The organism is Pseudomonas sp. 7SR1 (assembly GCF_900156465.1).
In the GTDB taxonomy this organism is placed as follows: domain Bacteria; phylum Pseudomonadota; class Gammaproteobacteria; order Pseudomonadales; family Pseudomonadaceae; genus Aquipseudomonas.
In genome coordinates this window covers 5,649,238-5,673,625 of the sequence record NZ_LT707064.1, presented here as the reverse complement: position 1 = coordinate 5,673,625, position 24,388 = coordinate 5,649,238, and the positions used below count along the sequence as shown (strand labels likewise).

Genomic DNA, 24,388 nt, shown 5'->3' with positions numbered 1-24,388 from the left:
GCGCCCCCGGGTCATGCGGGGCTATGTTTTTTTCAGCTCGACTCAAGGACTGAGGAAGACCGCGCCTATGCAAGCTCCCATCGAAATCAGCACAGCCACGCCCAGCGATGCCGGCATCATCAGCCGGATCGCCGAGCGCTGCATCCGCATCGGTTGTGCCGCCGAACACCGTAACGACCCGCGCCTCGTGGCGGCCTGGACCCGCAACAGCACCCTCGCACGCATACAGCCCTGGCTGGCCGATCCGCGGTTGCGCCTGACCCTGGCGCGGTTGCAGGGGCGTCCGGTAGGAACCGCGATGGCTTCGGTCAATGGCCGGATCGCATTCTGCTATGTGCAACCGGAATGGTTTCGCCGCGGCGCCGGCCGGGCGCTGGTGCGGGACATCGAGGCGTGGCTGGGGGACCTCGGTGTCGCCCGGGTGCGGCTCAACAGCACGCGCACCAGTCAGGGATTCTATCGGCACCTGGGCTTCGAGCAGAGTGCCGAGGCCTTTGCCATCGGCGGAATCGCGGCCATTGCCATGCACAAGCCACTGACGGGGGCGGTGCAATCAACTTTGCCTGAAGGGTAAATCCGCACCGTGCTGATGCGTTTCCCATGACAGGAAAACCTGCCTATGCGCCCGACCGGATGCGCATCTGTGCGGTATGCCGTTTGGGTCACTACTTGAGTGTATTGCGGGGTCGAGAAATGTCAGTCGCCAACAGCCTTATCGAAGCAGAACCGGCGCGGGTCAGCCCCGTGCCGGCCGAGATGCTCTATCAGTTCAACGAATCGCCGCTGCTGGCCCGCCAGAGCCGGCAGGAATCCAACGCCCGCAGTTATCCGCGACGGATACCCCTGGCCCTCAAGCGTGCCAGGGGGCTGTACGTCGAGGACGTCGAGGGCCGGACCTTCATCGACTGCCTGGCCGGTGCCGGCACCCTGGCACTGGGGCATAACCATCCGGTGGTGATCGCGGCGATCCAGCAAGTGCTGGCCGACGAGTTGCCCCTGCATACCCTGGACCTGACCACCCCGGTCAAGGACCGCTTCGTCCAGGACCTGTTCGGCCTGTTGCCAACGGCGTTTGCCGCCGAAGCGAAGATCCAGTTCTGCGGACCCACCGGCACCGACGCGGTGGAAGCAGCGCTCAAGCTGGTGCGCACCGCCACCGGACGCAGCACGGTCCTGTCGTTCCAGGGTGGTTATCACGGCATGAGCCAGGGGGCGCTGAGCCTGATGGGCAGCCTGGGGCCGAAGAAACCCCTGGGGGCCTTGCTCGCCAACGGCGTGCAGTTCATGCCATACCCCTACGACTACCGCTGCCCGTTCGGGTTGGGCGGCGCCGAGGGGGTGAAGGCCAATCTGCACTACCTGGAGAATCTGCTGAACGATCCGGAGGCCGGTGTGCAGTTGCCGGCGGCGGTGATTGTCGAGGTGGTGCAGGGCGAGGGCGGGGTGATACCGGCCGATGTCGACTGGTTGCGCGGCCTGCGGCGGATCACCGAGCAGGCCGGCGTGGCCCTGATCGTCGATGAAATCCAGAGCGGTTTCGGTCGTACCGGCAAGATGTTCGCCTTCGAGCATGCCGGAATCATTCCGGACGCGGTGGTACTGTCCAAGGCCATCGGTGGCAGCCTGCCGCTGGCGGTGCTGGTTTATCGCGACTGGCTCGACACCTGGCTGCCGGGCGCCCATGCCGGGACGTTTCGCGGCAATCAGATGGCCATGGCGGCCGGTTCGGCGGTGATGCGCTATCTGGTGGAACACGACCTGCCGGCTCATGCCGCCGCCATGGGCCGGCGCCTGAGCGATCACCTGCACAGCCTGCAACGGGATTTTCCGCAGATGGGCGACATACGCGGCCGTGGGCTGATGCTCGGCGTCGAACTGGTGGACCCGGCTGGCGCCCCGGATGCCTTGGGACATCCGCCGGCCCATGCCCGCCTGGCTCCCGGGCTGCAACGTGAATGCCTCAAGCGCGGGCTGATCCTGGAGCTGGGTGGGCGCCAGGGTGCGGTGGTGCGTTTCCTGCCGCCACTGATCATCTCGGCGGCGGAAGTCGACCGGGTCGCCGAAATCTTCGGACGGGCCTTGAAGGCTGCCGTGGCGGATACCTAATTTTCCCCAGATCCCGGACGTTCCTTACATACCCCGGCTGCGCATGTGCCGCAGCGAACCTCGAGCAACGATGGAGAAACACACATGACTTCAGTATTCGACCGCGAGGACATCCTCTTTCAGGTCGTGGTCAACCACGAAGAGCAATATTCGATCTGGCCGGACTACAAGGCCGTTCCAGAGGGCTGGCGTACCGTTGGCAAAAGCGGTTTCAAGAAGGAGTGCCTGGCCTACATCGAAGAAGTCTGGACCGATATGCGCCCGCTGAGCCTGCGCAAGAAAATGGACGAGCAGGCGGCTGCGGCCCACTGAACGTAGAGCCTGTGGCAGCAAGAAAGGGTTCCACAGGAAGGCTGCGGGACCATACAAACCTTGCAGTCACATCAGCCACCGTGGGAGCGAGCTTGCTCGCGATAGCGGTGGATCGGCTACATTAATGCCGGCTGGCACTCCTCAATCGCGAGCAAGCTCGCTCCCATGGAGGTCGGCCGGCGTTGCCAGCTATTGCTCGATCAGAAAATCAATCAACGCCCGCGCCGCTGCCGGCAATTGTCGATGGGGCGGGTAGATGACTGAAAACGGTCGACTGCGTCCGCCAAAGTCATCCAGCAGTACCCGCAGCTCCCCCCGCTCTACTCGCTCACGGACGATGAAGTCATAGGTCTGGCAGATGCCCATCCCTGCCTGGGCCAGGGACACGATACCCAGTACGTCGTCAGACACCTGCACCTTGCCCGTCGGCACCCATTCCCGATCTTCGCCGTTTTCCCGAAACAGCCACGGCGCGATACGCCCGCTGCTGGGCATCACGAAGGGCAGGCAGGCGTGGGCCGTCAACTCGTCGATGTGGCGGGGCGTTCCGGCGCGTTCCAGGTACTGTGGCGCGGCCACCAGGCAAAGGCGGGCATCCTCGAGCTTACGCCCGACCAGTCCGCTGTCCGGCAACTGGCCCAGACGGATCGCCAGGTCGTAGCCTTCGGCGACCAGGTCGACGTTGCGATTGGTGATGCTCAGCTCGATCCGAACCTGCGGGCAAGCCTCGGCGAAGCGCGCCAGCAATTGCGGCAGGCGGTAATGGCCGTAAGTGGTGGGCACGCTCAGACGCACCCGGCCGGTGAGGGGCCCGTCCTGGCCCTGGATCCGCCGCTCGGCGTCGTCGATCATGGCAAAGGCCGAGCGTGACTGTTCCAGGTACAGGAGGCCTGCGTCGGTCAGGTTCAACCGCCGGGTAGTGCGCCGCAGCAATTGCACCCCGAGCCGGGTTTCGAGCCGCGAGATGGCGCGGCTGAGAACCGAAGGCGTGGTGCCCAGCGCCACCGCTGCGGCACTGAGCGTACCTTTCTCCACGACCGTGACGAAGGCTTCGACATCAGCCAGATAATCGAATCGACGGGGCATTGTTGCCTCCAGGGGCCAGGTGATGTTCTGTGTGGCGAGTTTATCGCCGATAGCGGCATCAATACAGTGAGCGCATCCCAACCCAATCTTGCGGAGTCATCATGAAAAAGCTCACTACCCTGGCCTTGTCCGCCGCACTGGCGGTCACCAGTATCGCCGCCCAGGCGGATAACGTGCTGGTGGTCCTGTCGGATGCCGATCACCTGGACCTGCGTGACGGCAAGGTCTTCTCCACCGGGTTCTATCTCAACGAACTGCTGCAGCCGGTCAAGCTGTTGCTGGACGCGGGCCACCAGGTGACATTCGCCACGCCGCAAGGCAAGGCCCCCACCCTGGATCGCTCTTCGGTAGACAAGATGTACTTCAACAATGACGCGGCGGAACTCAAGCACTACGAGGCACTGCTGGCGCAACTGAAGATCACCTCGGTCGCGCAATCGCCAGTGGTCAGCCTGGCTCGTGTCGAGCAGATGGGCCTGGACCGGTTCGATGCGCTGTATATCCCCGGCGGTCATGCGCCGATGCAGGATCTGCTCACCAGTGCCTCACTGGGGCGGGTGTTGACCCATTTCCATGGCAAGGGCAAGACCACTGCGCTGGTCTGCCACGGGCCGATCGCGTTGCTGTCGACCCTGCCTGATGCCAAGGGCTTTGTTGGCCAGTTGACTAAAGGCCAGGTATCGGCCAAGGCCGACTGGATCTATGCCGGGTACAGGATGACGGTAATCAGCAATCAGGAAGAAGAGTTGGCCAAGGGGCTGCTGGACGGTGGGAGCATGAAATTCTACCCGCAGACCGCGTTGCAGCAGGCTGGCGGGCAGTACAGCAGCAACACCACACCGTGGACTGCCCACGTGGTGGAGGATCGGGAATTGATCACCGGCCAGAATCCGGCCTCGGCGCTGACGGTGGGGCAGGCGTTGGTCAAGCGTCTGGCGCAGTAGCCTGCAGTACTACAAACCCCGTGGGAGCGAGCTTGCTCGCTCCCACGGGGTTTTGTGTTGTTGCGGGTTCACTTGAACCGCCGCTCCACCCCTTTCTCCACCAGGATCTTCGCCGAAATCTCTTCCACTGAAAAATGCGTGGAGTTGATATGGGGAATGTTCTCCCGGCGGAACAGGTTTTCCACCTCGCGCACCTCGAATTCGCACTGGGCATAGCTCGAATAGCGGCTGTTGGGCTTGCGCTCGTTGCGGATCGCGGTGAGGCGATCCGGGTCGATGGTCAACCCGAACAGCTTGTGCTGGTGGGCGCGCAGGGCGCTGGGCAGCTGCAGGCGCTCCATGTCTTCCTCGGTCAGCGGATAGTTGGCCGCGCGGATGCCGAACTGCATCGCCATGTACAGGCACGTCGGCGTCTTACCACACCGCGACACACCCACTAGGATCAGATCGGCCTTGTCGTAATAATGCGTGCGGGCACCGTCATCGTTGTCCAGGGCGAAGTTGACCGCCTCGATCCGCTCCATGTAGTTGGAGTTATGGCCAATGGAGTGGGACTTGCCGACCGAATAGGAGGAATGCTCGCTCAGTTCCTGTTCCAGAGGCGCCAGGAAGGTGGAAAAAATGTCGATCATGAAACCATTGGACGTTGCGAGAATCTCACGGATGTCCTGATTGACGATGGTGTCGAAGATGATCGGGCGGAAACCGTCGGTTTCGGCGGCTTTATTGATTTGCTGTACCATGGCCCGCGCCTTGTCGACGCTATCGATGTACGGACGTGTCAGCTTGGTGAAGGTAATGTTTTCGAACTGCGCCAACAGGCTTTGGCCCAGGGTCTCGGCCGTGATGCCGGTGCCATCGGAAATAAAGAAAGCAGATCGTTTCATTTGTGCCCTGGGCCTTAAGCTGATGACGATTCTTGGATATGATAGGCGCGATTTGCCGGCCGCCAGTGGCCCGCATTCTCACTTATTTTCCAGGTCCAGGCCATATCGCCGGCACTCGCTCCCCCGGAGCCACCGGTGCCTTGAGCTTTTCCAACACAGTTAGTGGAGAGATCACCTTGGTAGAGTACGTAGTTTCCCTCGATAAGCTCGGCGTCCATGATGTGGAGCATGTGGGGGGCAAGAACGCATCCCTGGGCGAGATGATCAGCAACCTCGCCGGCGCCGGCGTTTCGGTGCCAGGTGGCTTTGCCACGACGGCTCAGGCTTATCGTGATTTCCTGGAACTGAGCGGCCTGAACAAGCAGATCCACGACGCGCTCGATGCCCTGGACGTCGATGACGTCAATGCCCTGGCCAAGACCGGTGCCCAGATCCGCCAGTGGATCATGGAAGCCGAGTTCCCCGAGCAACTGAACACCGAGATCCGCACCGCCTTCGCCAAGCTGTCCGAGGGCAACCCCGACATCGCTGTCGCCGTGCGTTCCTCGGCTACCGCCGAAGACCTGCCGGACGCGTCCTTCGCCGGCCAACAGGAGACCTTCCTGAACATCCGCGGCGTGGAGAACGTCATTCGCGCGGCCAAGGAAGTCTTCGCCTCCCTTTTCAACGACCGTGCCATTTCCTACCGCGTGCACCAGGGCTTCGATCACAAGCTGGTGGCCCTGTCGGCGGGTGTGCAGCGCATGGTCCGTTCCGAAACCGGCACCGCCGGTGTGATGTTCACCCTGGACACCGAATCGGGCTTCCGTGACGTGGTATTCATCACCGGCGCCTATGGCCTGGGTGAAACCGTCGTCCAGGGCGCGGTGAACCCGGACGAGTTCTACGTCCACAAGAGCACCTTGCAGGCCGGTCGCCCGGCGATCCTGCGCCGCAACCTGGGCAGCAAGGCCATCAAGATGATCTACGGCGACGAAGCCAAGGCCGGTCGCTCGGTGAAGACCGTCGATGTGGACAAGGCCGACCGCGCCCGTTTCTGCCTGACCGACGCCGAAGTCAGCGAACTGGCCAAGCAGGCGATGATCATCGAGCAACACTACAAGTGCCCGATGGACATCGAATGGGCCAAGGACGGTGACGACGGCAAGCTGTACATCGTCCAGGCCCGCCCGGAAACCGTGAAGAGCCGTACCCAGGCCAACGTCATGGAGCGCTACCTGCTCAAGGAAACCGGCACCGTGCTGGTGGAAGGTCGCGCCATCGGCCAGCGCATCGGCGCCGGCAAGGTACGGATCATCAAGGACGTCTCGGAGATGGACAAGGTCCAGGCCGGCGACGTGCTGGTTTCCGACATGACCGACCCGGACTGGGAGCCGGTGATGAAGCGCGCCAGCGCCATCGTCACCAACCGCGGCGGCCGTACCTGCCACGCGGCGATCATCGCCCGTGAACTGGGCATCCCGGCCGTGGTGGGTTGCGGCAACGCCACCGAGCTGCTCAAGGACGGGCAGGGTGTGACCGTTTCCTGCGCCGAAGGCGATACCGGCTACATCTTCGAAGGCGAGCTGGGCTTCGACATCAAGAAGAACTCCGTGGACGCCATGCCGGAGCTGCCGTTCAAGATCATGATGAACGTCGGCAACCCGGACCGCGCCTTCGACTTCGCGCAGTTGCCCAACGCCGGCGTGGGCTTGGCCCGCCTGGAGTTCATCATCAACCGCATGATCGGCGTGCACCCCAAGGCACTGCTGAACTACGACGGCCTGCCATCCGAGATCAAGGACAGCGTCGACAAGCGCATCGCCGGCTACGACGATCCGGTCGGCTTCTATGTCGAGAAGCTGGTGGAGGGCATCAGCACCCTGGCAGCGGCCTTCTGGCCGAAAAAGGTCATCGTGCGTCTGTCGGACTTCAAGTCCAACGAATACGCCAACCTGATCGGCGGCAAACTCTACGAACCGGAAGAAGAGAACCCGATGCTGGGCTTCCGCGGCGCCTCGCGTTACATCAGCGAGTCGTTCCGTGATTGCTTCGAGCTCGAGTGCCGCGCCCTCAAGCGTGTGCGCAACGACATGGGCCTGACCAACGTGGAGATCATGGTGCCGTTCGTGCGTACCCTGGGCGAAGCGAGCCAGGTCGTCGACCTGCTGGCGGAAAACGGCCTGGCCCGTGGCGAAAACGGCCTGCGCGTGATCATGATGTGCGAATTGCCGTCCAACGCCATCCTGGCCGAAGAATTCCTCGAGTTCTTCGACGGCTTCTCCATCGGCTCCAATGACCTGACCCAGCTGACCCTGGGCCTGGACCGCGACTCGGGGATCATCGCGCACCTGTTCGACGAGCGGAACCCGGCGGTCAAGAAGCTGCTGGCCAACGCCATCGCCGCCTGCAACAAGGCCGGCAAATACATCGGCATCTGCGGCCAGGGCCCTTCGGACCACCCGGACCTGGCCAAGTGGCTGATGGAGCAGGGCATCGAAAGCGTTTCGCTGAACCCGGACTCCGTGCTGGAAACCTGGTTCTTCCTGGCCGAGGGGCAAGGCGCGGTCTGATCGCGTGAAGGGGCCTCACCGGTAATGTAAGCCGGGTAACCTTTGTGGGAGCGAGCTTGCTCGCGATAGCGGTGTGTCAGCCAAGATTATTTTGCTGATCCGCCGCAATCGCGAGCAAGCTCGCTCCCACAGTCGTCTTTTTTTGTGCAAGAAGATTATGCAAAGCAGCAGCGACCTTTTTCCTGTCGCCCTGATCAGCGCCGAGCGGCGTGGCGATCTGAGCGAAGATGTCTATCGTTTGAAACCTGGAAACAGTCCGGACCACAGCGTCGAACTGGCCGTCACGCGCCTGGGCATGGCCGATGCCACCGAAGCGGTCCGTGGCGTTCCGGTGATCCTGTTGCATGGCAGTTTTTCCAACCGGCGCTTCTGGTATTCGCCCAAGGGCCTGGGCCTGGGTGCCTACCTGACGCGACTGGGGTTCGACGTGTGGATTCCCGAAATGCGCGGTCACGGCCTGTCCCAGCGCAACCTGGACTACCGCAAGAACCGCGTGGCCGATTATGCCCGTTACGATCTGCCGGCCATCGGTGCCTTTGTCCGTGAGCAGAGCGGGCAGGTGCCCCACTGGATCGGTCACTCCCTGGGCGGCATTACCCTGGCTGCGGCCCTTGGCGGTCATTACCTGGGGGAGCCGGCCGTGGCGTCGGCGGCGTTTTTCGGGACCCAGGTCAGTCGAACCTACTGGCCGTTGAAGATCCCGCCAGTGGAGTGGGGCGGTCGATTTATCCTCAAGCGGTTTGCCCAACTCTCCGGTTCCAGGCTCAAGCGTGGCCCGGAGGACGAGCCCATCGGCCTGGCACTGGAGAGCATGCGCTGGTATGGCCTGTTCGGGCGTTTCGGCGACGCTGAAAAAAACTGGTGGGCGGGCCTGGCCGATGTGCAGGTGCCGGTACTGGCGGTCAGTGCCAGTGGCGACCACCAGGATCCGACCTGGGCCTGCCGCAAGCTCTTCGACCAGGTCGGCTCCGCCCATAAGCAGTTCGTCTGCCTGGGCCGGGAGCAGGGCTTCAGCGACGATTTCGGCCATGTGGAAATGCTGGTCAGCAAGGCCGCGCAGGCCGAAGTATGGCCGTTGGTGGTGCGTTGGCTGGAGGAACAATGCGCGCCATTGCCGGCGAGCCAGCCCATTCTGGCCGAGGCGGTTTGAAGCGGGAGCTCTGACAGGGGCATTCCGCTCTGCCCGGCTTACGGCTAAGATATGACGCGCTACGCTGTTTCGGTCATAAACGGTTATTCATTCAGCCTGACGTTCAGCCCTTCCAGGGCCCTTGCGGGAGTCATTCGATGAAGCATTACCTCACGCCCGACCTGTGCGACGCCTACCCGGACCTGGTTCAGGTGGTGGAGCCGATGTTCAGCAATTTCGGTGGCCGCGATTCCTTCGGTGGCGAAATCGTGACCATCAAGTGTTTCGAGGACAATTCGCTGGTCAAGGAGCAGGTTGAGCTCAAGGGCAACGGCAAGGTGCTGGTGGTCGACGGCGGCGGTTCCCTGCGTCGGGCCTTGCTGGGGGACATGCTCGCCGAAAAGGCTGCGAAAAACGGTTGGGAGGGCCTTGTGATCTACGGCTGCATCCGCGATGTGGATGTCATTGCCCAGACCGACCTCGGCGTCCAGGCCCTGGCCAGCCATCCAATGAAGACCGATAAACGCGGTATCGGCGATCTCAATGTAGCCGTGACGTTTGCCGGCGTGACCTTCCGTCCGGGCGAATATGTCTATGCGGACAATAACGGCGTGATCGTTTCACCCAGCCCGCTGCAAATGCCTGAATGAAGCGTCAAAGCCGTAAGGGATGAGGATGTTCGAGGAAGAAAACGCGCAATGGGGGCTGGTGCATGCCCTGGTGCTGGATGGTAAAGGTGGTGCGCGTTCGATAGCCCGGACCGAACTGGACGATCTGCAACTGCAGGCGCATGAAAGCCTGTGGTTGCATTGGGATCGCAGTCATCCGCAGACCCACACCTGGCTGCGCAAGTCCAGCGGCCTCAGCGAGTTCAACTGTGACCTGCTGCTCGAGGAGAACACCCGGCCACGCCTGCTGCCATTGCCCGACGCCGAGCTGCTGCTGTTTCTCAGGGGGATCAACCTCAACCCGGGGGCCGAGCCGGAAGACATGGTCTCGGTGCGCATCTTCGCGTCTGCCCAGCGGGTGATTTCCCTGCGCCTTCGTCCATTGCGCGCCACCGATGAACTGCTGGCGCACCTGGCCGAGGGCGAGGGGCCGAGAAACTCTTCGGAACTCATCCTTTATATGGCGCAATACCTGACCGACAAAGTGCAGGACCTGGTGTCCCATCTCTCGGAAATCGTCGACGGCGAGGAAGAAAAACTCGATGCCGACGAACGGTACACCCCCGAGCACGACGCCATTTTGCACATCCGTCGGCGGGCGGCCGGACTGAAGCGCTTCCTGTCTCCACAGCGGGACATTTTCGGCCAGATGTCGCGGCTCAAGTTGCCCTGGTTCGTCGAAGACGACGGTGACTACTGGAATGAACTGAACAACAGCCTGACCCGCTACCTCGAGGAGCTGGAACTGGCCCGCGAGCGCGTGGGGCTGGTGCTGGAGGCCGAGGACCGGCGTCTTTCCGTGCGCATGAACCGCACCATGTACCGCTTCGGCATCATCACCGGGATTTTCCTGCCGATGAGTTTTCTCACCGGTCTGCTGGGCATCAACGTGGGCGGTATTCCGTTCTCCGAAAGCCCGTACGGCTTCCTCGCCGCTTGCCTGCTGATGGTCTGCGTGGCGTTGGGGCAATGGTGGCTGTTCCGCCGCTTGCGCTGGGTGTGATGGGTTTCATGTGACCCGAAGAATTCTGATCGCGTCTTCCACAGACATCACGAGAGGTGCATATGCACGATCCGTTTGAACAGTCTTTGCGCGACATGCTCAAGGCCTCGCCGTCCAGCCGCGACGACGATGCCTGCCTGGGACGTGTACTGAAAACCGCCAACCGCCAGGTCGGCGCCGGCGATCTTTTCAGCCTGCTGGGCCGCTGGTTGCCCGCGCTGATGATCGCCTTGAACAACGGCTCGGCCCATGTCTCGCCGGTTTCCCGTCGTAAACCTGCTACTCGCACCGCTCATAAGGCTGACTGAATATGGAATTGAATCTCTGGACCCAGAGCCTTGTCGCGGCAATGACTGCGTTGTGGACCAAGGTGGCTAACTTCATCCCCAACCTGTTCGGCGCCCTGGTGGTGGTGTTGCTGGGGTTCGTGGTGGCCAAGCTGCTCGACACGCTGCTGTCCAAGCTGCTCGCCAAGCTGGGCCTCGACCGTCTGATGGGGGGCACCGGCCTGACCAAGCTGCTGTCCCGTGGCGGTATCCAGGTGCCGATCTCGACGCTGATCGGCAAGATCGTCTATTGGTTCGTATTGCTTATTTTCCTGGTTTCCGCAGCCGAATCCCTTGGCCTGCAACGAGTTTCAGCTACGCTCGATATGCTTGCGCTGTATCTGCCGAAGGTTTTCGGCGCTGCGCTGGTGTTGCTGGTAGGGGTCCTGCTGGCACAACTGGTCAACGGCCTGGTGCGCGGCGCGGCCGAAGGCGTGGGGTTGGATTATGCATCGGGTCTTGGACGTATCGCCCAGGGCCTGGTGATCATCATCAGCATTTCCGTCGCGATCAGCCAGTTGGAGGTCAAGACCGACCTGCTCAACCATGTGATCGTGATCGTATTGATTACCGTTGGTCTGGCGATTGCGCTGGCCATGGGACTGGGAAGCCGGGAAATCGCCGGCCAGATTCTTGCGGGAATCTATGTGCGTGAGCTGTATGAGGTTGGACAACAAGTGCGTGTTGGCGAGGTCGAAGGCCAGATCGAGGAGATCGGCACGGTGAAGACCACATTGCTGACCGATGAGGGCGAACTGGTGTCGCTCTCTAATCGGATCCTGCTGGAGCAGCATGTGAGTAGCCGCTAACCCGGCAAACTCTGCTAATGTATGCCGCCGCAAAATGCCTGCTATCGCAGGCTGCGGCGCACATTGACCTAGACCGTCGGCCCGACTTGTTTTGAACAAACCCCAATCGCTATCCACGCGCTATGACCCCCGTGATCTCTCCGATGAGGAGTTGGTTGCGCGCGCGCATACGGAGCTGTTCCACGTAACACGTGCTTACGAAGAGTTGATGCGCCGTTACCAGAGAACATTATTTAACGTCTGTGCACGTTATCTGGGGAACGATCGCGATGCTGACGATGTCTGTCAGGAGGTGATGTTGAAGGTGCTTTACGGCCTGAAGAACTTCGAGGGGAAATCGAAGTTCAAGACATGGCTATATAGCATCACCTACAACGAATGCATCACACAGTATCGCAAGGAACGGCGAAAGCGTCGCTTGATGGACGCGTTGAGCCTGGACCCTCTCGAGGAAGCGTCTGATGAAAAGGCGCCCAAGCCCGAGGAAAAGGGTGGACTCGATCGCTGGCTGGTTTATGTGAACCCGATCGACAGGGAGATTCTGGTGCTACGATTTGTCGCAGAACTGGAGTTCCAGGAGATCGCAGACATAATGCACATGGGTTTGAGCGCGACAAAAATGCGTTACAAGCGCGCTCTCGATAAGCTGCGTGAGAAATTTGCAGGCATTGCTGAAACTTAACTTCGGCGCAAATATCTCTTACGTGTAGGCAAGTTCTGATAGACTTGCCGCCGAGTTGTCCCCCGGTTTGCGGGACTGCTTCACAATCACCAGATGGGGATTTAACGGATGAAACTGAAAAACACCTTGGGCTTTGCCATTGGTTCTCTTATTGCCGCTACTTCGTTCGGCGCGCTGGCACAAGGCCAAGGCGCAGTTGAAATCGAAGGCTTCGCCAAGAAAGAGCAATTCGACAGCGCTCGTGACTTCAAAAACAACGGCAACCTTTTCGGCGGTTCGATCGGTTACTTCCTGACCGACGACGTAGAACTGCGTCTGGCCTACGACGAAGTGCACAACGCACGCACTGAAGACGGTACCAACGTCAAGGGCGCCAACACCGCTCTGGATGCCCTGTACCACTTCAACAACCCAGGTGACATGCTGCGTCCATACGTCTCGGCCGGTTTCTCCGACCAGAGCATCGACCAGAACGGCAGCAACAGCCGTAACCGTTCCACCTTCGCCAACGTGGGCGGCGGTGCCAAGCTGTACTTCACCGACAACTTCTACGCCCGTGCTGGCGTTGAAGCTCAGTACAACATCGACCAGGGCGACACCGAGTGGGCTCCTAGCGTCGGTATCGGTGTGAACTTCGGTGGCGGTTCCAAGCCTGCCGCTGCTCCAGTTCCAGCTCCGGCTGAAGTCTGCTCCGACAGCGACAATGACGGCGTGTGCGACAACGTCGACAAGTGCCCTGACACCCCAGCCAACGTAACCGTTGACGCTGATGGCTGCCCAGCTGTTGCTGAAGTCGTTCGTGTCGAGCTGGACGTCAAGTTCGACTTCGACAAGTCGGTCGTCAAAGAAAACAGCTATGGCGACATCAAGAACCTGGCTGACTTCATGAAGCAGTACCCATCGACCAGCACCACTGTTGAAGGTCACACTGACTCCGTCGGTACTGACGCTTACAACCAGAAGCTGTCCGAGCGTCGTGCAAAAGCCGTTAAGGAAGTTCTGACCAACCAGTACGGTGTTGAATCGTCCCGCGTTCAGTCTGTTGGCTACGGCGAATCCCGCCCAGTCGCTGACAACGCCACTGAAGCTGGCCGCGCTGTAAACCGTCGCGTAGAAGCTCAAGTAGAAGCCCAAGGCAAGTAATTAGCCCAAGGCTTGTGGAAAAACCCGGCTCAGGCCGGGTTTTTCTTTGCCTGCGATTTATGAAATGAGGAACCAATAGCTGCGGTGAGTGGTGATTCTGTGAGCGCCAACGATCAATTGTGGGAGCGAGCCTGCTCGCGATGCGTCGGATCATCCAACAGAGAGGTTGACTGACTGACCGCTATCGCGAGCAGGCTCGCTTCCACAGGTTTGTTGTTTGCGGTTACAACGCTGCTGCCTGGACCCAGGTCTGTTGTGCCTGGGTTAACTGCGCGCCAGCCGCTACTGCCCCGATGACCAGGATTGCCGGGCTCTTGAGCTCGAACGTGCTGGCGTCGGCTTCCATCGAGGCTAGGTCGCTGCGGCAGTCCCGCTGGTGGGGCAGGGAAGCGTTTTCGATCATGGCCACCGGGGTATTCGCCGCCAGGCCACCTTTGAGCAGTTGCTCGCGGATTTCACTCAGTTTCGCCACCCCCATGTACACCACCAGGGTCGTCCCGCTCTGGGCCAGCGCCTGCCAGTTCAGGCTGCTGCCGTCCTGGGTGTGGGCCGTGACCAGCGTCACGCCCCGGGCGATCCCGCGCAGGGTCAGCGGGATGTCGCACTGGGTGGCGCCCGCCAGGCCGGCGGTGATGCCGTTGACCAGCTCAACGTCGACACCGTGTTCACGTAGCCACTGCGCCTCTTCACCACCCCGGCCGAAAATGCACGGGTCGCCGCCCTTGAGGCGTACCACGCATTTGCCTTGGCGGGCATAGCGCAGCATCAGGCGATGGATGAAAGCTTGTGGCGTGGATCGGCATCCGCCGCGTTTGCCCACGGCGATGACGCGTGCGGTGGGGCAATGCTCAAGCACGGCGCCATTGACCAGATCGTCGATCAGCACCACGTCGGCTTCGCGCAGGGCGCGCACGGCCTTGAGGGTCAGTAATTCCGGGTCGCCAGGACCTGCACCCACCAGCCAGACTTTTGCGTTCATAGTGTTTTCCTCACGAGACTGCCGCCACCGGCCGCGCAGTGGCGACCAGCAGACGCTTGATTTCCGGTACACAGGAACCGCATTGCGTGCCGCAACCCAGTTCCTGTTTCAGCCCTTGCAGGTCCAGGCCGCGTTCGATGCCCGCGCAGACCGCTCGCTGGCTGACGTTCATGCAGTTGCACAGGGTCTTGCCGCCGCCCAGCGCGGCGCCGGTATTGCCTGGTGGTGCACTCAAGGGCGCCAGCAACCAGCGTCGCAACTGCTCGTCGGCACGGCCTTCCAGCCACAGGTTCTGCAGCCAGTGCCGGGCCAGGGTTTCGCCGGCCAGGCGGATGGCCGTTATACGGCCGTTTTCGATGCGGACACGTTTGCCGATGGCGCGACGCGGATCGTCATAGGCCAGCACCGGCCCCTCGATCAGGCCCAGTTGTTCGTCAATCGCGTGCAGCAATTGCGGTTCGGGGGCCAGGGCGCTGGCGGCGCGAATCAGCAGCGCCGGACGCTCACGGCCGGTAAGGCTCAGGCTGACGTAGGCAAACGCCTCACACAGCGGTCGCAAGGTCTCCAGGTGCAGCTGGACATCGCCTTCGACCAGGGCGTAAAGCTGCCAGGGCAGGTTCACCGGTTCCAGGCGCACGCCGCTGTGCTTGAGTTCCGGCTGTTTCGACAAGGGATCGAAGGCTGGTTGCGTCAGGGTATTGACCCCGCCCTTGAGGAACCGGTCGCCCCAGTGCATGGGCAGGAACGCCTGTCCGGGGCGCACGCTTTCATCGCTGTCCACGGCCACGATCACGGCGCCGCGACGGCTCTTGAGGCTGACCAGGTCGCCGGCCTGCAGGTGATGGCGAAGCAGTTCGTCGGGATGCAGGCTCAGCACGGCCTCGTTCACATGGCCAAACAACTGCGCAGCAGTTCCGGTGCGGCTCATGCCATGCCACTGGTCCCGCAGCCGGCCGGTGTTGAGGGTCAACGGGAAGCGGGCATCGCGCAGCTCCCTGGCGGCGCGATAGGGGTCGGCCACGAAGCGGGCACGGCCGCTGTCGGTAGGGAAAATCCCATCCACATACAGGCGCGGAGTGCCTTCGGTGGCGCCCTCCGGGAACGGCCATTGCTGAGGACCCAACTGGTCGATCAGCGAATGGCTGATGCCCGACAGGTCCAGGTCGCGACCTCGGGTCAGTTGCTTGTATTCGTCGAACAGCTGGGCCGGCGCATCGAAATCGAACAGGCTGGGTTCGCCGGGGCGCAGGCGTTTTTCCAGGCGTTGTGCGAAATCCACGGTGATTGCCCAGTCCGCTCGGGCTTCGCCCGGTGCGGCAACGGCCCGACGAACGTGGGAAATGCGCCGCTCGGAGTTGGTCACCGAGCCTTCTTTCTCGCCCCAGCTGGCTGCCGGCAGCAGCAGGTCGGCGAATCCGGCGGTCTCGGTGGTGCGGAAAGCCTCTTGCAGGACCACGAACGGGCAGGCCTGCAGGGCCTCTCGCACCGCTGTCTGGTCCGGCATCGATTGGGCAGGGTTGGTACAGGCGATCCACAGTGCCTTGACCTTGCCGTTGCGAACCTGCTCGAACAGTTCGATGGCGCTCAGGCCCGTGGTGGCGGGTAGCTGCTCGACGCCCCAGTAGCGAGCGACTTCGGCCCGGTGCTCGGGATTGGCGGCTTCGCGATGACCGGGCAGCAGGTTCGACAGGCTGCCGGTTTCGCGACCGCCCATGGCATTGGGCTGGCCGGTCAGCGAGAAAGGACCGGCGCCCGGCCGGCCGATCTGTCCGGTGGCCAGGTGCAGGTTGATCAGTGCGCTGTTTTTCGCGCTGCCGGCGGTGGATTGGTTAAGGCCCATGCACCACAACGACAGGAAGCTCGACGCGTTGCCGATGGACTCGGCGCACTGATGCAATTGCTCGACGCTGATGCCGCACAACTGGGCGACCATGGCGGGAGTGTAGTCGCGCACCAGGTTCTTCAGGTCCGCCAGGCCTTCGGTATGGGCCTTGATGAAGTCGCGGTCGACCCAGTCTTCCCACAGCAGCAAGTGCAAGATCCCATGGAACAGGGCGACATCGGTGCCCGGCAGGATCGCCAGGTGCAGGTCCGCCAGGTCGCAAGTGTCGGTGCGACGGGGATCGATGACGATGATTTTCATCTGGGACCGTTGGGATTTTGCAGCTTCCAGGCGTCGAAACAGGATCGGATGCGCGTAGGCCATGTTGCTGCCGACGATCATCACGCAGTCGCTCAGTTCCAGGTCTTCATAGCTGCAAGGGGGGGCATCGGCACCCAGGCTGCGCTTGTAGCCCACCACGGCCGAAGACATGCACAGCCGGGAATTGCTGTCGATGTTGTTGGTACCCACCAGCGCCCGGGCGAGTTTGTTGAAAGCGTAGTAATCCTCGGTCAGCAGTTGGCCGGATATGTAGAAGGCCACGCTGTCCGGACCATGTTCGGCGATGGTATCGGCGAACACGCTGGCGGCGTGATCCAGGGCGCTGTCCCAGTCGGTACGGGCCCGGGCCAGGCCCTTGCCCAGGCGCAATTCGGGATACAGGGCGCGGGCGGCCAGGTCGCCGGTCAGGTGCAGGGTGGAACCCTTGCTGCACAGTTTGCCGAAATTGGCCGGATGGGCCGGATCGCCGCTGACGCCGAGGATGCGCTCGTCGTCATGCTCGATCAGGACGCCGCAACCGACCCCGCAGTAACAGCAGGTCGAGGCAGTGGTCTGGCGGTTCATCAGCTTGCGTCCCGCAGGGCCAACTGCACCCGGCCGTTTTCGACCCGGGCCGAATGATGATGGGCGCAGCCCACGTCGGGGGCTTGGGCCTGACCGCTTTCCAAGTCGATCTGCCAGTTGTGCAGCGGGCAGGCCACGCGCTTGCCGTAGACCAGGCCTTGTGACAACGGCCCGCCCTTGTGCGGACAACGGTCATCGAGGGCGAACACTTCATCGTCGCTGGTGCGGAAAATCGCGATATCGCCTTCAGGACCATTGATGATGCGCGAACCGAGGATGTTGATCTCCTCCAGTGCGCAGATATCCAGCCAGTTCATGCCGGCACCTCCAGGTTTTTCACGGGAATGACCTCGAACTCTTTCTTGAGCTGAGGTTGTTCCAGGCGTTGCTTCCAAGGGTCCTGTTCCAGCGACAGGGAGAACTTCAGGCGTTCGTGGAGGGCCTTGCGCCGCTCGGGGTCTTCCAGCACGGCTTTCTTGATGTGCTCCATGCCGACTCGCTGCATGTAATGCACAGTGCGTTCAAGGTAGAAGGCTTCCTCGCGGTACAGCTGCAGGAAAGCGCCGTTGTATTCGCGCACTTCTTCGGCGGTCTTGAGCTTGACGAAGAACTCCGCCACCTCGGTCTTGATCCCGCCGTTGCCACCGATGTACATCTCCCAGCCGGAGTCGACGCCGATGATGCCGACGTCCTTGATACCGGCTTCCGAGCAATTGCGCGGGCAGCCGGAAACGGCCAGTTTCACCTTGTGCGGCGACCACATGTTGAACAGGTCATGCTCCAGCTCGATGCCCAATTGGGTCGAGTTCTGGGTGCCGAAGCGGCAGAACTCACTGCCTACGCAGGTCTTCACGGTGCGGATGGATTTGCCGTAGGCGTGGCCGGACGGCATGTCGAGGTCTTTCCAGACCCCCGGCAGGTCCTGCTTTTTGATTCCGAGCAAATCGATGCGCTGCCCGCCCGTGACCTTGACCATGGGCACGTTGTATTTGTCGGCCACGTCGGCGATGCGTCGCAGTTCCGAAGGATTGGTCACGCCGCCCCACATGCGCGGGACCACGGAGTAGGTGCCGTCCTTCTGGATGTTGGCATGGGCGCGTTCGTTGATCAGCCGCGATTGTGGATCGTCCTGGGCTTCGCCGGGCCAGGTGGAGATCAGGTAGTAGTTCAATGCCGGACGGCAGGTGGCACAGCCGTTCGGGGTGCGCCAGTTCAGGTAACTCATGGTCCCGGCGATGGTCAGCAGGTGCTGGTCGCGGATCGCCTGGCGAATCTGGCCGTGGTTGAGGTCGCTGCAACCGCAGATGGCCTTTTCGCTTTTCGGCTTGACGTCCGCTGCGCCACCGACGGTGTTGATCAGGATCTGTTCCACCAGGCCGGCGCAGGAGCCACAGGAGCTGGCAGCCTTGGTGTGTTTTTTCACATCATCGACGCTGAACAGCCCGTGTTCCTGGATCGCCTTGACGATGGTGCCCTTGCACACGCCGTTGCAGCCGCAGACCTCGGCGCTGTCGGCCATGCTCATGGCCTTGTCCTGGCCTTGGTGGCCAACGTCGCCCAAGGCGTTCTCGCCAAACATCAGGTGATCGCGGATCTCGCTGATGGCATGGTTTTCACGGATCTGGCGGAAATACCAGCCGCCATCTGCCGTATCGCCGTACAGGCAGGCACCGACCAGCACGTCATCCTTGATCACCAGCTTCTTGTAGACGCCGCCGATGGGGTCGGAAAGGGTGATGGTTTCGGTGCCTTCGCCGCCCATGAAGTCGCCGGCGGAAAACAGGTCGATGCCAGTCACTTTCAACTTGGTCGAGGTGACCGAGCCTTTGTAAGTGGCGAAGCCCAGTTGGGCGAGGTGGTTGGCGCAGACCTTGGCCTGTTCGAACAACGGTGCGACCAGACCGTAGGCGGTGCCGCGATGGTTGGCGCATTCACCGATGGCGTAGATGCGCGGGTCGTAGGTCTGCATCGTGTCGTTGACCAGGATCCCGCGGTTGCACGGGATGCCGGCCTTTTCCGCCAGTTCGACATTGGGGCGGATACCGGCGGCCATCACCACCAGGTCGGCGGGAATGATGTCGCCGTTCTTGAACTGCACCGAGCCGACCCGGCCATTGCCGGCGTCGTGCAGGGCCTGGGTCTGCTCGCTGAGGCGGAATTTCAGGCCGCGATTCTCCAGGGCGGTCTGCAGCAACTGGCCGCTGGTCTTGTCCAGTTGCCGCTCCAGCAACCATTCGCCCAGATGCACTACGGTCACGTCCATGCCGCGCAGCTTCAGGCCGTTGGCCGCTTCCAGGCCCAGCAGGCCGCCGCCGATGACCACGGCGTGCCTGTGGGTCTTGGCGGTGTCGATCATCGCCTGGGTGTCGGCGATGTCGCGGTAACCGATCACACCGTCCAGGGTGTTGCCGGGAATCGGCAGGATGAACGGGGTGGAGCCGGTGGCGATCAACAGGCGGTCATATTCGGCTTCGCTGCCGTCCTCGGCGATGACCCGGCGTTTGACGCGATCGATCTGCACCACCTTGCGATTGAGCAGCAGGTTGATGTTGTTGTCCTGGTACCAGGCCAGGTCGTTGAGCACGATATCTTCGAACGTCTGTTCGCCGGCCAGTACGGGGGAGAGCAGGATGCGGTTGTAATTGGTGTGGGGTTCGGCACCGAACACCGTGATGTCGTACAGCTCGTTGCTCAGCTTGAGCAGTTCCTCGAGGGTTCGAACCCCGGCCATGCCATTGCCGATCATCACCAGTTTGAGTTTTTTCATCAGGGTTCTCCGCAAGCTCATGTCCGTTTCATCACGGCGATCGGACTGGCTCGGCAATTTTCACGAAAACAAAAAAAGGCGTCCCGCTAGCAAGCTAGCGAGGACGCCTTTGTCCTGGTCCCGTTCTCTCGGGAAGCACCGCCTTCATCGTTGGAGGCGTTGCCTTATGTCTGTTGAAAGGGATTTATGCAGTGGTTGTGCCAACTGGCTCGAAGGCGCGGATTCATTGAGCAGCGGCTTGATTGAGCGGATTGGGGAGGGATTTATTGCACCGAATCAAAGCGTGTTGCCCGGTAATGGAGCGTCTTGCAGGAGCAGTTGTATGGACGATCGGGCTGCCATCGCGAGCAAGCTCGCTCCCACATTGGATCTGCGGTGGACACACACACCCTGCGGGAGCGAGCTTGCGCGCGACAGGCGCGACCGGATCTCAGCTGTGAAACACCAGGAACAGCAGCACGACATTCACCACCAACGACACCAGCGCCAACGTCCGCCAGACTTTCAGCGGTTCGCGCTCCAGCAGCGGACGGGGCCTGACGCTCAAGCTGCGGCGCTCGCCCTGTTCCAGCAATAACAGCCATTCCTCGGCGGTTTCGAAGCGTTGGCCAGGATCGGCGGCAACGGCCCGCTCCAGGCTTTGCCCGAGCCATTCGGGCAGGTCCGGCCGGTAACGGTTGGCGCTGACCGGCACGCCAAAGCGCGGCCGCTGGAAGGCCTCGATTTCGCCGTAGGGGTAATGCCCCGTCAGCAGGAAGTACAAGGTCACACCGACCGCATACAGGTCCTGCTGTGCGGTGGGGGCGATACCGCCGAAGGCTTCCGGGGCAATATAACTTGGGGTTCCCGGCAAGACATTGGCCTGGTCCTCCGACAGCCCCGGGCAATACGCCAGGCCGAAGTCCAGCAGGCGCAGTTCCCCATCGTCCCCCAGGTGCAGGTTTTCCGGCTTGATGTCGCGATGGTAGATCTGCCGTCGGTGCAGCAACCCCACGGCCCGTACCAGCCGCTGCGCCAGGTCTTGCCATCGGGCCAGCGGCAAGGTGCCGCCCCGGTCGAACAGTTCGGCCAGGGTGATGCCCGGGTATTCACGCATCACGTAGTACAGGTGCTGACGTTGGGCAACCCCATGGACTTCCGGAAACTGCCGGCCTGCGACCCGGCGCAGGAACCATTCCTCGGAGAGCAGCGCCTGCCCGGCCCGGGTGTCGTCCCGCAGGTGCCCAGGCAGGGTTTTCAACAGCCACGGCTGGCCCTGACTGTCGTGTACCCGATACAGCAACGATTGCTGGCTCTGGCCGAGCAGCCCTTCGATCCGCCAGCCTTCGAACACCTGGCCTGGTTTCAGGGCCGGGGGAAGGGGCCATTGCTGCAGTTGAATCAGCGCATCGCCGATGCTTGCTTCACCCAGTGCATCGACCCGTACCAGCAGCGCGCTGGCGTTGTCCTGGCTGCCGGCCAGGTGTGCGGCGTTGACCAGCGTCTGGGCCGCGAGGTCCAGGTCCGGTTGGTCGCGCAGGATGCCGGCGATGGCCGTGTCCCCCAATACCGCCCAGACGCCGTCGCTGAGCAGGACGAAGGTTTCGTCGGTGCGCAGTTCGCCGTCGAGGAAGTCGAGGATCAGGTGCTGGTCCAGCCCCAGGGCACGCTTGAGCACGTGCTGCATGCCCTGCTGTTCCCAGACGTGGTCTTCGCTGACCCGTTGCAACTGATCGGCGTGCCAGCGGTAGACCCGACAATCGCCCACATGGGCCAGGGTGAAGCGTCGGCCCCGTAGCACCAGGGCACTGACAGTGGTAAGCAGGGGCTGTCCGCCACCGTTGGCCTGCAACCAGCGGTTCTGTGCCAGCAACAGCCGATCCAGGGCCTGGGCCACCCCCCAGGTCTGTGGCGTGGCGTAGTAATCCAGGGCCAGCGCCTGCAACGTCGAACGGGCGGCCAGGCCGCCATCGGCGCATTGGCTCACGCCGTCGGCGATGGCGAACAGGTAGCCCTTGCTGGCGGCCAGGGCCGGGGCTGGCGTGACCAGGCGCAGGGCGTCCTGGTTTTCCTCGCGCGGGCCGATGGCACTGGCTTCGGCGAAACTCAGTTGCAGGCTCATGGTGGTTGGTTATACCCGGGCCGCAGTAACGGCGGCCGAACCCCAGGTGGTCCTCCAGCGGCGCTTGACGCCGTGCAGGCCGAACCAGGCCAATACGCCGAGACTGGCGAACAGCCACAGCGCCAGTTGATAGCTGCCGGTGCTCTGCTTGATCGCCCCCATGCCCGCCGCCAGGGCGAAGCCACCGATACCGCCGGCCATGCCGATCAGCCCGGTCATGACCCCGATTTCGCGACGGAAGCGCTGCGGCACCAGTTGGAACACCGCGCCGTTACCCGCCCCCAGCCCCAGCATGGTGCAGACGAACAGGGCCAGCGCCGCGTAGGAGCTTGGCAGGTTGAAACCCACCGCGGCGATGCACACCGCCGCGATGGTGTACATGCCCAGCAGGGTGCGAATGCCACCGAAACGGTCCGCCAGGGCGCCGCCCAGCGGGCGCATCAGGCTGCCGCCGAAGACGCAGGCGGCGGTGTAGTAGCCGGCTGTCACCGGACTCAGGCCGTACTGGTCGTTGAAGTAGCCAGGCAGGGCGCTGGCCAGGCCGATGAAGCCGCCGAAGGTCACGCTGTAGAAGAACATGAACCACCAGCTATCACGGTCACCCAGGGCCTTGAGGTAATCGGCCATGGATTTGGCTTTCGGCCGCTCCGGCGCGTTCTTGGCCAGCCAGGCGAACAGGACCAGGGTCAGGCCCAGAGGGATCAGGGCGAAGCCGAATACGTTGGTCCAGCCAAACGTGGCGGCCATGACCGGTGCGATCAGCGCGGCCAGCACGGTGCCCGAGTTACCGGCACCGGCGATGCCCATGGCCTTGCCCTGGTGCTGCGGCGGATACCATTGGGAGGCCAGCGGCAGGGCGACGGCGAACGATGCGCCGGCCACGCCCAGGAACAGGCCCAGCAGCAATGCCTGCTCATAACTGTGGATGCCCAGTTTCCAGGCGCAGAACAGCGCACCGATCACGATCACCTGGCCGACCATGCCGGCGGTTTTGGGGGAGATCCGGTCGGCCAGCAGGCCCATGAGCAGGCGCAGTACGGCGCCGGCCAGGATCGGCGTCGCCACCATCAGGCCGCGTTGCTGGGTGGTCAGTTGCAGGTCGGTGGCGATTTGCACCGCCAGTGGGCCGAGCAGGTACCAGACCATGAAGCTCAGGTCGAAGTAGAGGAAGGCTGCGAACAGGGTCGGGGTGTGGCCGGATTTCCAGAAGCTTGAATTCATCGCGCACCTCAGCGGTAAAAGTCTCGGGTAATGAGTCAGTGCTTCGAGGTGGTGCGCCGTCATGGCGACCCCACCGACCCCGGACGGTGGGGCCAAAGCAAAAAAAAACGCCGCAACCCGGGCCGCCTGGGGGCGAGCAGGGTGTGCGACGTCTTTGTCGTAGGTGGGCAACCGCCGTTGGCTACCGGTGAGATTGCTTAAGCGAGATCTGTGCCAACAGGAGGGATTGGGCTTAGGACTATCGCGAGCCAGCTCGCTCCCACAGAGGGGCTGGGGTGAACACAATATCTGTGGATACCCCGGATCAACTGTGGGAGCGAGCTGGCTTGCGATGGCGCCAGGCCAGGTGCTTCAAGGTTTTCAGCCCAGCAGCTCATTCATCGCGATGATCTGCTCCGCCACCTGGATCAGCTTCTGCTGGCGGCTCATGGCCTGGCGGCGCATCAGGGTGTAGGCCTGTTCCTCATTGCAGGCTTTCATCTTCATCAGCATGCCCTTGGCCAGTTCGATGCGCTTGCGTTCGGCCAGTTGCTGGTCCCGTGCCAGGAGCTGGGCCCGCAGGGCCTGGTCGCTTTCGAAGCGGGCCATGGCCACGTCGAGGATCGGCTGCAGGCGCGCGGCGTGGATGCCTTCGACGATATAGGCGCTTACGCCGGACTTGATCGCCTGGCGCATCACATCCGGGTCGTGCTCGTCGGTAAACATGACGATCGGTCGTGGCTGGTCGCGGCTGACCAGCACCACTTGTTCCATGACGTCTCGTCCCGGTGACTCGGTATCGATCAGGATGACATCCGGACGCACTGTTTCGACGCGTTCCGGCAAGTCGATGGTCAGCCCGGATTCGTCGATGACGTCGAATCCGGCCTCCGTCAGGGCAGCCTTGAGGCGCCCGACCTTTTTCGCGGTGTCGTTGATCAGCAGGATACGCAACATGGTCGGGGC

General features: G+C 62.4%; 21 protein-coding genes. 12 read left to right on the top strand and 9 right to left on the bottom strand.

The features are described 5' to 3' along the window. Window positions 1-67 precede the first annotated feature (67 nt). From BW992_RS24910 to BW992_RS24900, 3 genes are all read left to right on the top strand, one after another. Window positions 68-574, top strand: a complete 507-nt coding sequence (locus BW992_RS24910) for a GNAT family N-acetyltransferase (RefSeq protein ID WP_072389135.1) — start codon at window positions 68-70, stop codon at window positions 572-574. Between the two features lie 119 nt (window positions 575-693). After that, complete coding sequence (locus BW992_RS24905; protein WP_072389133.1) at window positions 694-2,106, top strand: aspartate aminotransferase family protein; 1,413 nt, start codon at window positions 694-696, stop codon at window positions 2,104-2,106. Between the two features lie 84 nt (window positions 2,107-2,190). Next, window positions 2,191-2,418, top strand: a complete 228-nt coding sequence (locus BW992_RS24900; protein WP_072430330.1) for an MbtH family protein — start codon at window positions 2,191-2,193, stop codon at window positions 2,416-2,418. A gap of 189 nt (window positions 2,419-2,607) precedes the next feature. On the opposite strand, the gene BW992_RS24895 is transcribed toward BW992_RS24900, so the two are convergent. Next, window positions 2,608-3,504, bottom strand: coding sequence for a LysR family transcriptional regulator (locus BW992_RS24895; protein WP_072389129.1), 897 nt, complete (start codon window positions 3,502-3,504; stop codon window positions 2,608-2,610). 101 nt (window positions 3,505-3,605) lie between these two features. Between BW992_RS24895 and BW992_RS24890 the strand changes: the two genes are divergently transcribed. Next, window positions 3,606-4,448, top strand: a complete 843-nt coding sequence (locus BW992_RS24890; RefSeq protein WP_072389127.1) for a type 1 glutamine amidotransferase domain-containing protein — start codon at window positions 3,606-3,608, stop codon at window positions 4,446-4,448. A gap of 68 nt (window positions 4,449-4,516) precedes the next feature. Here the strand turns inward: BW992_RS24890 and ppsR are convergent, their stop codons facing one another. Next, window positions 4,517-5,335 carry a posphoenolpyruvate synthetase regulatory kinase/phosphorylase PpsR gene (ppsR, locus tag BW992_RS24885; protein ID WP_042732259.1) on the bottom strand — a complete coding sequence of 273 codons (819 nt, stop codon included), beginning with the start codon at window positions 5,333-5,335 and terminating at the stop codon, window positions 4,517-4,519. A 176-nt stretch (window positions 5,336-5,511) separates the two neighbouring features. Between ppsR and ppsA the strand changes: the two genes are divergently transcribed. The 8 genes from ppsA (at window position 5,512) to BW992_RS24845 (ending at window position 13,647) form a co-directional block, all read left to right on the top strand. After that, the gene (gene ppsA / locus BW992_RS24880) at window positions 5,512-7,887 is read left to right on the top strand and encodes a phosphoenolpyruvate synthase (protein WP_072389125.1); all 2,376 of its coding nucleotides are present in this window, start codon (window positions 5,512-5,514) and stop codon (window positions 7,885-7,887) included. Between the two features lie 157 nt (window positions 7,888-8,044). After that, entirely contained in the window at window positions 8,045-9,037 is a 993-nt protein-coding gene (locus BW992_RS24875; RefSeq protein ID WP_072389123.1) for an alpha/beta fold hydrolase, read from the top strand. A gap of 137 nt (window positions 9,038-9,174) precedes the next feature. Next, complete coding sequence (gene rraA, locus BW992_RS24870; RefSeq protein ID WP_072389121.1) at window positions 9,175-9,666, top strand: ribonuclease E activity regulator RraA; 492 nt, start codon at window positions 9,175-9,177, stop codon at window positions 9,664-9,666. Window positions 9,667-9,691: 25 nt separating this feature from the next. Continuing rightward, window positions 9,692-10,687: a zinc transporter ZntB gene (locus BW992_RS24865; RefSeq protein ID WP_072430333.1), complete on the top strand. Its 996-nt coding sequence runs from the start codon at window positions 9,692-9,694 to the stop codon at window positions 10,685-10,687. A gap of 56 nt (window positions 10,688-10,743) precedes the next feature. After that, window positions 10,744-10,995: a CrfX protein gene (locus tag BW992_RS24860; RefSeq protein WP_371128572.1), complete on the top strand. Its 252-nt coding sequence runs from the start codon at window positions 10,744-10,746 to the stop codon at window positions 10,993-10,995. A 2-nt stretch (window positions 10,996-10,997) separates the two neighbouring features. Beyond that, window positions 10,998-11,822: a mechanosensitive ion channel family protein gene (locus tag BW992_RS24855; RefSeq protein ID WP_072389117.1), complete on the top strand. Its 825-nt coding sequence runs from the start codon at window positions 10,998-11,000 to the stop codon at window positions 11,820-11,822. A gap of 91 nt (window positions 11,823-11,913) precedes the next feature. Next, a complete protein-coding gene (sigX, locus tag BW992_RS24850; RefSeq protein ID WP_053155315.1) occupies window positions 11,914-12,504 on the top strand; it encodes an RNA polymerase sigma factor SigX in 591 nt (196 codons plus the stop codon). A gap of 108 nt (window positions 12,505-12,612) precedes the next feature. Beyond that, a complete protein-coding gene (locus BW992_RS24845; protein ID WP_072389115.1) occupies window positions 12,613-13,647 on the top strand; it encodes an OmpA family protein in 1,035 nt (344 codons plus the stop codon). Between the two features lie 223 nt (window positions 13,648-13,870). Here the strand turns inward: BW992_RS24845 and cobA are convergent, their stop codons facing one another. The 7 genes from cobA to BW992_RS24810 all read right to left on the bottom strand — a co-directional run bounded on the left by cobA (window position 13,871) and on the right by BW992_RS24810 (window position 24,379). Beyond that, window positions 13,871-14,626 (bottom strand): uroporphyrinogen-III C-methyltransferase, encoded by a 756-nt coding sequence (cobA, locus tag BW992_RS24840; RefSeq protein WP_076407240.1) that lies wholly within the window; start codon window positions 14,624-14,626, stop codon window positions 13,871-13,873. A 10-nt stretch (window positions 14,627-14,636) separates the two neighbouring features. Continuing rightward, window positions 14,637-17,354 (bottom strand): nitrate reductase, encoded by a 2,718-nt coding sequence (locus BW992_RS24835; RefSeq protein ID WP_076407239.1) that lies wholly within the window; start codon window positions 17,352-17,354, stop codon window positions 14,637-14,639. Continuing rightward, window positions 17,354-17,671, bottom strand: coding sequence for a nitrite reductase small subunit NirD (gene nirD, locus BW992_RS24830; protein WP_072389109.1), 318 nt, complete (start codon window positions 17,669-17,671; stop codon window positions 17,354-17,356). The genes BW992_RS24835 and nirD overlap by 1 nt, the downstream gene beginning before the upstream one ends. Continuing rightward, a complete protein-coding gene (gene nirB / locus BW992_RS24825) occupies window positions 17,668-20,121 on the bottom strand; it encodes a nitrite reductase large subunit NirB (RefSeq protein ID WP_072389107.1) in 2,454 nt (817 codons plus the stop codon). The genes nirD and nirB overlap by 4 nt, the downstream gene beginning before the upstream one ends. 430 nt (window positions 20,122-20,551) lie before the next feature. After that, complete coding sequence (locus BW992_RS24820) at window positions 20,552-22,222, bottom strand: bifunctional protein-serine/threonine kinase/phosphatase (protein ID WP_072389105.1); 1,671 nt, start codon at window positions 22,220-22,222, stop codon at window positions 20,552-20,554. Window positions 22,223-22,231: 9 nt separating this feature from the next. Then, complete coding sequence (locus tag BW992_RS24815; RefSeq protein ID WP_072389103.1) at window positions 22,232-23,443, bottom strand: nitrate/nitrite transporter; 1,212 nt, start codon at window positions 23,441-23,443, stop codon at window positions 22,232-22,234. Window positions 23,444-23,803: 360 nt separating this feature from the next. After that, the gene (locus BW992_RS24810; RefSeq protein ID WP_053153356.1) at window positions 23,804-24,379 is read right to left on the bottom strand and encodes an ANTAR domain-containing response regulator; all 576 of its coding nucleotides are present in this window, start codon (window positions 24,377-24,379) and stop codon (window positions 23,804-23,806) included. Between the last annotated feature and the right edge of the window lie 9 nt (window positions 24,380-24,388).

Excerpts from the sequence above, each read along its gene's own strand:
- BW992_RS24815 (WP_072389103.1), bottom strand. The coding sequence starts at position 23,443 with ATGAATTCAAGCTTCTGGAAATCCGGCCACACCCCGACCCTGTTCGCA.
- BW992_RS24900 (WP_072430330.1), top strand. The coding sequence starts at position 2,191 with ATGACTTCAGTATTCGACCGCGAGGACATCCTCTTTCAGGTCGTGGTC.
- nirB (WP_072389107.1), bottom strand. The coding sequence starts at position 20,121 with ATGAAAAAACTCAAACTGGTGATGATCGGCAATGGCATGGCCGGGGTT.
- cobA (WP_076407240.1), bottom strand. The coding sequence starts at position 14,626 with ATGAACGCAAAAGTCTGGCTGGTGGGTGCAGGTCCTGGCGACCCGGAA.
- BW992_RS24835 (WP_076407239.1), bottom strand. The coding sequence starts at position 17,354 with ATGAACCGCCAGACCACTGCCTCGACCTGCTGTTACTGCGGGGTCGGT.
- BW992_RS24865 (WP_072430333.1), top strand. The coding sequence starts at position 9,692 with ATGTTCGAGGAAGAAAACGCGCAATGGGGGCTGGTGCATGCCCTGGTG.
- BW992_RS24820 (WP_072389105.1), bottom strand. The coding sequence starts at position 22,222 with ATGAGCCTGCAACTGAGTTTCGCCGAAGCCAGTGCCATCGGCCCGCGC.
- BW992_RS24905 (WP_072389133.1), top strand. The coding sequence starts at position 694 with ATGTCAGTCGCCAACAGCCTTATCGAAGCAGAACCGGCGCGGGTCAGC.
- ppsR (WP_042732259.1), bottom strand. The coding sequence starts at position 5,335 with ATGAAACGATCTGCTTTCTTTATTTCCGATGGCACCGGCATCACGGCC.
- BW992_RS24895 (WP_072389129.1), bottom strand. The coding sequence starts at position 3,504 with ATGCCCCGTCGATTCGATTATCTGGCTGATGTCGAAGCCTTCGTCACG.
- BW992_RS24890 (WP_072389127.1), top strand. The coding sequence starts at position 3,606 with ATGAAAAAGCTCACTACCCTGGCCTTGTCCGCCGCACTGGCGGTCACC.
- BW992_RS24875 (WP_072389123.1), top strand. The coding sequence starts at position 8,045 with ATGCAAAGCAGCAGCGACCTTTTTCCTGTCGCCCTGATCAGCGCCGAG.
- BW992_RS24845 (WP_072389115.1), top strand. The coding sequence starts at position 12,613 with ATGAAACTGAAAAACACCTTGGGCTTTGCCATTGGTTCTCTTATTGCC.
- BW992_RS24810 (WP_053153356.1), bottom strand. The coding sequence starts at position 24,379 with ATGTTGCGTATCCTGCTGATCAACGACACCGCGAAAAAGGTCGGGCGC.
- rraA (WP_072389121.1), top strand. The coding sequence starts at position 9,175 with ATGAAGCATTACCTCACGCCCGACCTGTGCGACGCCTACCCGGACCTG.
- BW992_RS24855 (WP_072389117.1), top strand. The coding sequence starts at position 10,998 with ATGGAATTGAATCTCTGGACCCAGAGCCTTGTCGCGGCAATGACTGCG.
- BW992_RS24910 (WP_072389135.1), top strand. The coding sequence starts at position 68 with ATGCAAGCTCCCATCGAAATCAGCACAGCCACGCCCAGCGATGCCGGC.
- nirD (WP_072389109.1), bottom strand. The coding sequence starts at position 17,671 with ATGAACTGGCTGGATATCTGCGCACTGGAGGAGATCAACATCCTCGGT.